Genomic DNA, 9,778 nt, shown 5'->3' with positions numbered 1-9,778 from the left:
TTCGTCGTGGCGAGCTGCCGCCGGTCACCCCTGAACCGAGCACGCTTCAGATCGTAGCCTTGCCCGCTGGGTTGACCGACACGCAAACACAGGTCTTGAATCTGTCGCCATGAGTCGTCATTCCCGCAGTGGACTTGCCAAAGATCCGTCAAGATTCGCAACCCGAGCGGTCACTACACCTCGTGTGCCTTGCCGTCTTGTTCATAGACCACTTTATAGAGACCGCGTTGACGGTCGTTCCAATTTTGCACTGAACCGGTTTCGCGGTGACGGCGAAGTTGTTCAAAATCCAAGTCGTGGATGATCACGGTTTCCACATTTGGATTGCATTCTGCGGCGATGCCGTCACGAGCAAACTCGACGTCGGCCGGGGTATAGATCCCAGACTGGGCGTAGTGGATGTCCGAATTCTCGACGAATGGCAAGTTGCCGGTACAGCCCGAGATGGCGACATACAAATGGTTTTCGATACAGCGAGCTTGGGCACAATAACGCACACGTAGATAGCCATGGCGAGTGTCGGTATTGAACGGCACAAAGATAATCTGGGCACCCTTCTGCGTGGCGATACGAGTCAACTCGGGGAACTCGATGTCGTAACAAATTTGGATGGCGATCGGTCCACAATCGGTTTCAAACACCTCGACCGATTTGCCTGGATTCACGCCCCACCATTTACGTTCACTTGGCGTGATGTGAATCTTGTACTGTTTGCCGATCGAACCATCGCGGCGGAACAAGTAGGCGATGTTGTAGAGCGTTCCGTTTTCAATCACAAACTGCGAACCGCCAATGACGTTGATGTCGTATTTGACTGACAACGCGGTAAACAGATCGAGGTACTGTGGTGTGAAATCGGCCAATTGGCGAGCGGCTTGTCCAGGACGGCTCGACTCGACACAGGAAAGCAATTGTGTCGTGAACAGTTCGGGGAACAAGATGAAATCACACTTGTAATCCGACGCCGTATCGAGAAAGAATTCGCACTGTTGGGCGAACTCGTCAAACCCATTGATCGTTCGCAGTTGGTACTGCACGACACAGACCCGGATTGGTTCGACCACGTGATGGAAACGTCGCTTCGCGCCAGGCACGTACTCGATATTGCTCCAAATCGCATGCGTCGCATAGCCGCACGATTCGGTATCCGAGGGCAAGTAGTTTGGCGTCAGCCCACGAACGATAAATCCGTTGGACAGCTGGGCGGTTAGTACGGGATCGTAGTTCTCTTTTTCGACAACCGAATCGATGTATTGTCGTGCGGACATTTTGTCGGCGTGTTTGTGGTACCCGGGAATTCGGCCGCCGATGATGATTTGGGACAAGTTTTTTTGGCGACACAATTCTTTGCGGGCATCGTACAATCGCCGCGACAATTTCATGCCGCGGAATTCAGGATCGACCATGATTTCGATCCCATACAGCGTGTCGCCCTTGGGTTTGTGGTTGCGAATATAGCCGCCGTCGGCGATCGCTTTCCAGTTATGCCATTCCAGCGACGAGTCGTATTCCAGGATCAAACTGGAGGACGATGCTGCCAATTTGCCGTCGATTTCCACACAGATTTGGCCTTCGGGAAAGATCGCCAACTGGCTTTCGATCTGGTCGCGACCCCACGGCTCCATCCCCGGAAAACAGCGTTGGGCGATGGCGACCAACGCATCGTAGTCGTCGATGGTCAGTTGACGCACCACGATCTTCCATTCGAATTCAGTAAGATCAAGCGGTTCCATGGTTGACGCCCCTTGCAGGTTGGTTCGGCTGTATTTGGGACGGCGTATCGGCGGCAAGCTGCCGAAGATCGTCGTAGTTAAGTAGCAAGACAGAAAACATTCGTGCCTAACTGCTTAGATTAGTTTCGAAAGCATCGCCGTGGCGAGTCCAAGTACAAAGAAAAATCCGCACATGTCGGTGACCGTGGTCAGCAGTGGTCCGCTAGCGACGGCGGGATCAAAACCAAATCGCTTCAGCACCAATGGTACGACGCCGCCAATCGACACTGCTACTATTGTATTCGCGAAGAGCGCGATCCCGACGACGATTCCCAAATAAGGATTCCCATCGAAGAGCACGGCGACGATCGCAACAAGGATCCCGAGAGCCGAACCATTAATTAGCCCCACCGATACCTCTTGCCACCAAACACGCAGCATTTCGGTCGGACGGACCAACCCAAGTGAAAGCTCTCGCATGCTGACGGCCACGGCTTGGTTGCCACTACATCCACTCATATCACTGATGATCGGCAAAAACACTGCCAGCGCGATGACGGCTTGAAGTGTATCTTGAAAGTAGGCAATGACCGCAGCGGCACCGATGTTCAAAAACACATTGATGCTCAACCAACTCAGTCGTCGTCGGGCTCTCAGCCACAGTGGCATCGTCCGAAGTTCTTCGCCGCCAACGATCCCTTGGCTTTTTAGATAGTCGCTTTCGGCCGCCCGCGTTTCTTCGTATTGCACCGCCTCGCGGTGAACGATGCCTTGTAGCTTACCCAGCTCGTCGACCACCGGCACGGCGAGATAGTTATGGGTATCAAACAGTTCGATCAGATCGTCCAGCGACGCGGTGGCTTGCACCGAAAGCGGGTCTCGTATCATTAGATCCGAGAGCTGTTCAGCGCGTTTGACGAACAACAAATTCTGCATCGGCAAAACACCGACAAGCCGATCCTCGGCATCACAGACATAGGCGTATCGAACATCAATGTCGCTGTAATCTTCACCGTGTTCGCTGAGATCTTGGATCACGTCGCGAACCAACATCTGATCGTTAAAGCGAAGCATCTCGCGAACCATCATCCCGCCCGCTTCATCATCTTCGTACGCTGAAAGCTCGCGAGCGGCCTCCGCCTCGTCCTGTGGCAATTCCTCTAAAATCGCTTCGGCCTGGTCGTCGCTCAAGTCGCCGAGCAAATCAGCCTGCTCGTCACTGGGCAATTCATGGACGATCGCCGCTGCGGTGGTCGAATCCAACAGCGCCAACATCCGAGCGGCTTCGATCTCCGGCAAATGGCTGATCAATTCCGCCGCATCGGCGGCATTCATCGCCTCCAACACCTGCATTTCTTGCTCTTCGTCCAAGCGGCTGAGCGCCAAGGCTTGGTCGGTGGTCGAAAGGTGCGAAACGTATTCTTCAAGCTGCACGTGGGTCCCCTCCTGGGCCAAACGCAGCATTTCTTCCCAGGGACGATCGTCCAATTGGGTTGTACCGGATGATGGATCTTCAGAGCTAGGCATCGACGACTCTTTCGCGGATGGAGAAATGTGTGGAAGCTTTGCAAGCAATTGTGAAGTTTCGACAACTCAGCGAGTCGATTCTTCAACGGAACAGGTTTTCGTAGCCGTCATCTCGCTGACGCCTCAGCCATCAAGGTCGGCCAGCTTAGCTTGACGTAAATTGTCGAAAACCGATAGCACGGCACGCGTCCGAGGTGGCAAGAAGATTTCCAATGGAAAATTAATTGCCGCTATGAGCAACAGCTTTGCAACGTGATCGATTGTTCAAAGCGTTTCAGCAGCGACTGGTACACGATCGGATCACGGTATTTTTGTTCCAACGCGACCGCCTCGCCGAGCAATCGCTGGGCCTCGCCGTTTTCGCCTGCTGCGGCCGCCCGCACGGCTTGTTCGGCAAGTTCCGCAGCGAGGGCCGCATCGTGTTCAACCGTGGCCAACCAGATTGCGGCGCCCCGCCAACACCGAGATTCTTCGCCACGCGTTGCCTTTTCCGCAATCCCCGCCTGTCGACTCCGCAGTCCTTCCAAGTTTAATCGCGAACTTCCAAATTGCGTTGGCCATTGGCAACCGATCCAAGTCGATTTTGCTTGGCGAAGGGCGTCTTGGATCGTTTGGGGGTCGTTCATAAATTTTGTTGAAAATCACTCAAATGCCAGCTGCTCTAAAGCAGCCGGCGAGCTTAGACTCTTGCGGATTGCACCGTCAACGAGCTGGCGACTCGATACGGGGCGACTCGATACTTGTGGCGAAGCGTTGAGAGTAGTTGGCCTTCGGGGGCTCGGTCAGTTACCGCGATGTCCACCTTAGGCCAACAATCGTAAGCCACGATCGTAGAAGCAAACCTTGTGCCTATTGGCGAAGACAATCGGTGCCGATTGACGAAGATTGCGTTTCGCTGTGAAACATGTTCTATCACTCACTGAAATGACAAAGTGACCATCGATGCGTTGGTTGCGAAATAACGCGTTTGCGATTGCCGTTGCGATTGCCGTTTTTACGATCATGTCTTCGTGCTTGATTACCTATCGAGCGCTCGATGGTTTGCCACGCTCGCACCGACGAATTGTCAACACCGAAGAACAGCTTGGTCGGCTTGCCAGTTTGCGTTTTACGCTCGGCACCGCGGCGTCGCGGCTGAGAGCATTGACCCTTGGGGGTGACGAGCAAGATCGCCGTGAAATGGTCGAAGCGATCGGTCGCTGTGAACAGCTTGTCGAAGAACTCCAAAAGGTTGCGTTGTCGAGCGAGGCCGTACTGTTACGAGGGCTTGAGCCGTTGTTACGAGATTCGCAAAGCTATCTCAACGAGATTCGGCCGCTGACGCCGATCGCCACTTCGCTTGATTTGCCCCAGCGAACGCGGCTGCGAAACGAGGCCACCAATCTACGAGGCCGCTTAGAATCCTGTTTGACGCAGAACCATCAGCATTTGACGGCGATGAAAAGGGCGGCCGATCGCGAGCGACGAAGCGCTGCATGGGTGTTGATCGGAGGCCATGCCATGATGCTGGGGTTGGTCGGGCTGCTGTATGCGGCGCGACGAAGCGAGCAACAGCTCCGACGACTTGCCGATCTGAGGACTCTCGAAGCCGACGAGCGATTTGCGTTGATCGTCCGTGGTTCGTCCGACGGTATCTTGTTGACCGATGAAAACGGTCGCATTCAGATGACCAATCCCGCGCTCGACGAGATGTTTCAATCTGACGAGTCGACGCTGAAGGGGATGACGGTGGGGTCGCTATTTGCCACCACCGTGATCGATGAATGGTTGGCCAATCGCTTGGTCGAAAACGATCGCGAAAGCACGTTATCACGGCGAGTCAAAGCAACTCGGCCTAACGGAACACGTTTGCATACCGAATTGACCGTCACGCCTCAAACCATCCGGGACCAAGAGTTTTTGGCGATCTCGGTACGTGACGTTTCCGAGCGCGAAGCATCGCGATTGCGGTTAAAGCAACACGAGGCACTGTTGAGTGAGATTCCTGAGCCTCTGCATATCTTGGACGCTGTCGGACGTGTGGTTTATTGGAATCGAGGAGCGCAACATCTGTTTGGCTTCGAAGCTGGCGAGGTGATCGGGCAAACCGCAAACGACTTGTTGAAAATCGTCCCGCCCAAAGGCAGTGACAATAATATTCATGCGGTGAAATACGCTGAAACCGAGCGTTGGTCCGGCGAATTGGTGGCGACAACCAAAGCGGGACGGGGAATCCGCATTGAACGTCGCCGCACGCGGATTCGCGAAGCCAACGAGACGATCGGCGAAGTGGTGTTGGATCTGGATTTGGGAGAACGCAAGCGGTTGCAACAGGTTGAGCGTCGACGACAACGTCTGGAAAGCTTGGGAACATTGGCCAGCGGTATCGCTCACGACCTGAACAACCTGCTGACGCCGATCTTGATGAGTTGTCGCATGCTGCAGCGAACAAACGCCAACATCGATCGCGATGCGTTACTCGAAACGATTGGCAGTGGGGCCAGTCGCGGTGCCGATTTGATTGCGCAATTGCTAACGTTCGCGCGAGGCGGTGATGGTGAACACGAACCGATCGATGTGGGGGCGATCATCCCAGAAATCGCCGCGATTCTGCAGGCAACGCTGCCCAAAGGCATTGAGCTGAAGACCGACGTTGCCCCGCATCTGCCCGACATCCTGGGTGACGAAACCGAGATCAGCCAAGTGATCATGAATTTGGCGATCAACGCACGTGATGCGATGAACCAACATGGCAAATTGACGATCATCGCCGCTCCGATGACGTTGGCAAGCGAGCGGTCGTATTCGTACGCGACGCTGCAGCCGGGACACTATCTGTCGATCACGGTGTCCGATACAGGAACCGGGATCCCCAAAGAGATTCGCGAACGAATGTTTGATCCCTTTTTCACGACCAAAGAACGAGGCCAAGGAACCGGGCTGGGGTTGAGTACATCGATCGGTATCGTGCGAAGCCACGAAGGCGTGGTCGACGTGCGATCGACGGTCGGCGAGGGAACGCGAATCTCAGTCATCTTTCCTGCTTTACCTTGTTCGTCAAATAAAAGTGATTTGGCCAAATGAATTCCAATGATCCGAGCACCTTGTTGGTCGTCGATGATGATTCGTTGATTCTGCAGGTCATGAAACTGTGTTTGCCCGCGCCAGATTATCGTGTCATCACGGCAGACTCGGCAGGCAAAGGTTTGCAGCTTTTTGCGGAACACAAACCTGATGCCGTACTGTTGGATATTCAATTGCCGGATCAATCCGGGTTGGCGGCGCTTCACGAGTTCCGCGAACTCGATCGCCGAGTTCCGGTGATCATGATGACGGGGCACGGAACCGCCGAAACGGCGATCGGTGCGATGAGCGGCGGGGCGTTCGAATATGTGACCAAACCATTCGAGCCGGACGATATATTGCCAGTGATCGATTCGGCATTGGAAACCAGCCGGATGGCACGAAAACCGGCGGTGTTGCCATCGGAAACTCAAGGCGACGCGGATGATTCGAGCACCGACCGCGTGCTGGGGGATTGCCAAGCGATGGTCGAAGTGTTTCGTTCGATCGGACGGGTGGCAGCACGCGACGTGGCTGTGTTGATTCTTGGCGAAACCGGCACCGGAAAAGAAGTGGTCGCCCGGGCGATCTATCAGCACAGCAATCGTCGTGATCAATTATTTCATGCGATCAATTGTGCCGCAATTCCCGAGAATCTGTTGGAAAGTGAACTGTTTGGTCACGAGAAGGGCGCGTTCACCGGTGCCGACCAACGGCATGTCGGTAAATTCGAAGTGTGTAACGGCGGCACGCTATTCCTGGACGAAATTGGGGACATGAGTCCGATGATGCAGACCAAGTTGTTGCGCGTGCTGCAAGAGAAAGAGTTCGAGCGGGTCGGGGGTACCAAGACGATCAAATCCGACGTTCGCATTATCGCCGCTACCAATCGGGATGTCGAAGCCGCGATCGTCGAGAACAGCTTTCGCAGTGACCTGTACTACCGATTGAATGAGTTCACGATCTCGTTACCACCGCTGCGAGAACGAGGCGAAGACGTCAAGAGCATGGCTGAATACTTTTTTGCAAGGTTTGCCAAAACGCTTGGGAAAGAGTATGTCTCGATCGCGCCGGAAACGATGGCATCACTGAAACTGCATTCGTGGCCTGGGAATGTGCGGGAACTACAGGGCGTCATCAAGCAAACGTTGTTAAAAGCCAGTGGCCCGGTGATTGTGCCGGCGTTTTTGCCCAAAGGATTTGGGCCTCATAGCGATGATGGGTCGGCAAAATCAACAAACGTGGGGACGTGGCAAGAGAATTTGAGGAATTGGGCAGCGACGTTACTCGAAGATGGATCGCACAATATTGCTGCCGATATCCACGATGCCGTCGATCGGGAAATCTTGCCCGAGATCCTGCGGGCGACCCAAGGCAACGTTAGCGCTGCTAGCAGCCGGTTGGGAATGAGTCGGCCGACGCTACGAAGTCGATTGAAGCATCTCGGGTTGGCAAGCAGTGCCGACAACAAAGGTTAGCCAAGCGTGTATGGGGAACACGGTGACGCAAATAGACGCAAAATGATTTGCTTCGTATCGGTCAATCGAATTCCCTCTTTATTCGATGAAACATTCGCTCTTGTGGCCAAAGTCGCGTAACTTAGAGCGTATAGCGACAGCGCGACGTCGTTTCGCGTTGGATTCTCTCTTTTCTCGATGAAGGTCTTTGCCGTTATGAAACTTGGCATCATTTCTTGCGCGCCGCGATGTTACAGCACTCGCCGATTGGTCGCCGCGGCAAAGGACCGTGGATACAAGGTATCCGTGGTCAATACGCTCAAATGTGCAATCGATCTGCAGCGAGGGAAACCGGATCTGTATTATCGCGGGAAACCGCTGGCGGATTTTGACGCGATGATCCCGCGTATCGGTGCCAGCATCACCTATTTCGGTACCGCCGTGGTTCGTCAGCTGGAACAGATGAATGTGTTTGTTGCCAACAGTTCGGCTGGGATTGCCAACAGTCGCGACAAACTTCGCAGTCTGCAGATTCTGAGCCGGCATCACATTGGGATGCCAAAGACGACCTTTGTTCGCGATCGGGGCGACGTGATTCCAGCGATTGAGCGGATTGGCGGAGCCCCGGTGATCATCAAGTTACTCGAAGGCACCCAAGGGGTCGGTGTGATATTGGCCGACACGATAAAAATCGCCGAAGCCATCATCGAAACCTTGCAAACCGCAAAGCAAAACGTGTTGGTGCAAAGTTTTGTCTCCGAGAGCAAGGGACGCGACGTGCGTGCATTTGTGGTCGGCGATCGAGTCATCGGAGCGATGCGGCGTGTCGCCCAAGGGGACGAGTTTCGCAGCAACGTGCACCGCGGCGGCGTGGTCGAAACGGTTGAACTTGATGACGATTTTCGTGAAACGGCGATTCGTGCGGCCCAGATCATGGGACTGCGTGTCGCGGGTGTCGACATGCTCGAAGGCCAGCACGGTCCCCAAGTGATGGAGGTGAATAGTTCGCCGGGGCTCGAAGGCATCGAGCGAGCGACACAAAAGGACATCGCCGGCGCGATCATCGAATACTGTGCCGCGCACGTTGATTTCCCTGAGATGGATATTCGTCAACGTTTGACGGTTAGCCGGGGTTATGGCGTTTGTGAATTGGTGGTGCCCGAAGGCTCGCAGTTTGTGGGGATGACAATCACCGACGCAGCCTTTACCGATCGCGACATCAACGTGTTGACGCTGTACCGCGGCAATACCGTCATTCCGAATCCGAAATATTCCCGCAAAATGGAAGCGGGTGATCGATTGTTGTGCTTCGGTAAACAAGAAGCAATGAAAGAAATGGTACCGACCAAGACTCGCAAGAAACGGGCGCCTAAGGTCAAGACGCTTGAACAATCGAGCATCGATGAAGCGTCGACACATTCACCATCACACTAACGATAGTGTAACATTGAGGGACGCCCCACGATTGACGGTTTTAATCGCAGGGGGTTCCGCCAAGTCAGATACGATTCCAAACTCCAACCCCTTTTTACCTCATCTTTGCACGGCTTTCGTGACGTTTCATCTATGACCACTTCTGACCACCATTGGTTTGGTTGCGATATCGCACCAGGCGAGTCCGCAAATACCGAATTCGAGGTAACGGAAAGCTACAGCAGCCGTAGCGTGGTGATTCCGATTCAAATCCGGCGTGGATTATCCTCGGGACCGACGGTTTTTGTGACTGCGGCGCTGCACGGAGACGAGCTGAACGGCACTGGCGCGATTCGAACGCTTTTGGCCGATCCGACTTGGGTACTAAATTCGGGGACGTTGTTGTTGATCCCGGTGTTGAACGTGCTCGGGTTCGAACGTCACTCACGCTATTTGCCTGATCGTCGCGATCTGAATCGCTGTTTTCCTGGCACGCGGGGCGGCAGCATGGCGTCACGATTGGCGAAGGTGATCTTTGATTCGTTGATCAAAAAATGCGACTACGGCATCGATTTGCACACCGCCGCGGTTCGTCGCACGAATTTCCCCAATGTCCGCGCCGATCTG

8 protein-coding genes are annotated in these 9,778 nt (G+C 54.4%); 4 read left to right on the top strand and 4 right to left on the bottom strand.

The annotated features are described in order from the left end of the window. Window positions 1-173: 173 nt before the first annotated feature. From RMSM_RS32990 to RMSM_RS41565, 4 genes are all read right to left on the bottom strand, one after another. Complete coding sequence (locus tag RMSM_RS32990) at window positions 174-1,733, bottom strand: bifunctional GNAT family N-acetyltransferase/carbon-nitrogen hydrolase family protein (protein ID WP_008707989.1); 1,560 nt, start codon at window positions 1,731-1,733, stop codon at window positions 174-176. Window positions 1,734-1,847: 114 nt separating this feature from the next. After that, window positions 1,848-3,239, bottom strand: a complete 1,392-nt coding sequence (gene mgtE / locus RMSM_RS32985) for a magnesium transporter (RefSeq protein ID WP_040770773.1) — start codon at window positions 3,237-3,239, stop codon at window positions 1,848-1,850. A 230-nt stretch (window positions 3,240-3,469) separates the two neighbouring features. Then, window positions 3,470-3,865, bottom strand: coding sequence for a hypothetical protein (locus RMSM_RS32980; RefSeq protein ID WP_008707986.1), 396 nt, complete (start codon window positions 3,863-3,865; stop codon window positions 3,470-3,472). Window positions 3,866-3,918: 53 nt separating this feature from the next. Further along, the gene (locus RMSM_RS41565; protein ID WP_160168429.1) at window positions 3,919-4,065 is read right to left on the bottom strand and encodes a hypothetical protein; all 147 of its coding nucleotides are present in this window, start codon (window positions 4,063-4,065) and stop codon (window positions 3,919-3,921) included. A gap of 116 nt (window positions 4,066-4,181) precedes the next feature. Between RMSM_RS41565 and RMSM_RS37665 the strand changes: the two genes are divergently transcribed. From RMSM_RS37665 to RMSM_RS32960, 4 genes are all read left to right on the top strand, one after another. Beyond that, window positions 4,182-6,302 (top strand): PAS domain-containing sensor histidine kinase, encoded by a 2,121-nt coding sequence (locus RMSM_RS37665; RefSeq protein WP_008707982.1) that lies wholly within the window; start codon window positions 4,182-4,184, stop codon window positions 6,300-6,302. Beyond that, on the top strand, window positions 6,299-7,759 hold the full coding sequence (locus RMSM_RS32970; RefSeq protein ID WP_008707980.1) for a sigma-54-dependent transcriptional regulator: 1,461 nt from the start codon (window positions 6,299-6,301) through the stop codon (window positions 7,757-7,759). Before RMSM_RS37665 ends, RMSM_RS32970 begins: the two co-directional genes overlap by 4 nt. Before the next feature lie 195 nt (window positions 7,760-7,954). Continuing rightward, window positions 7,955-9,172, top strand: a complete 1,218-nt coding sequence (locus RMSM_RS32965) for a RimK family alpha-L-glutamate ligase (RefSeq protein WP_040770777.1) — start codon at window positions 7,955-7,957, stop codon at window positions 9,170-9,172. 132 nt (window positions 9,173-9,304) lie between these two features. Further along, a partial coding sequence (locus RMSM_RS32960; RefSeq protein ID WP_008707976.1) for a M14 family metallopeptidase occupies window positions 9,305-9,778 on the top strand: 474 nt, incomplete at its 3' end.

Source organism: Rhodopirellula maiorica SM1 (genome assembly GCF_000346295.1).
Classification (GTDB): Bacteria; Planctomycetota; Planctomycetia; order Pirellulales; family Pirellulaceae; genus Novipirellula; species Novipirellula maiorica.
The sequence above is the reverse complement of the archived record's forward strand: the minus strand, read 5'-3'. Positions and strand labels throughout refer to the sequence as shown.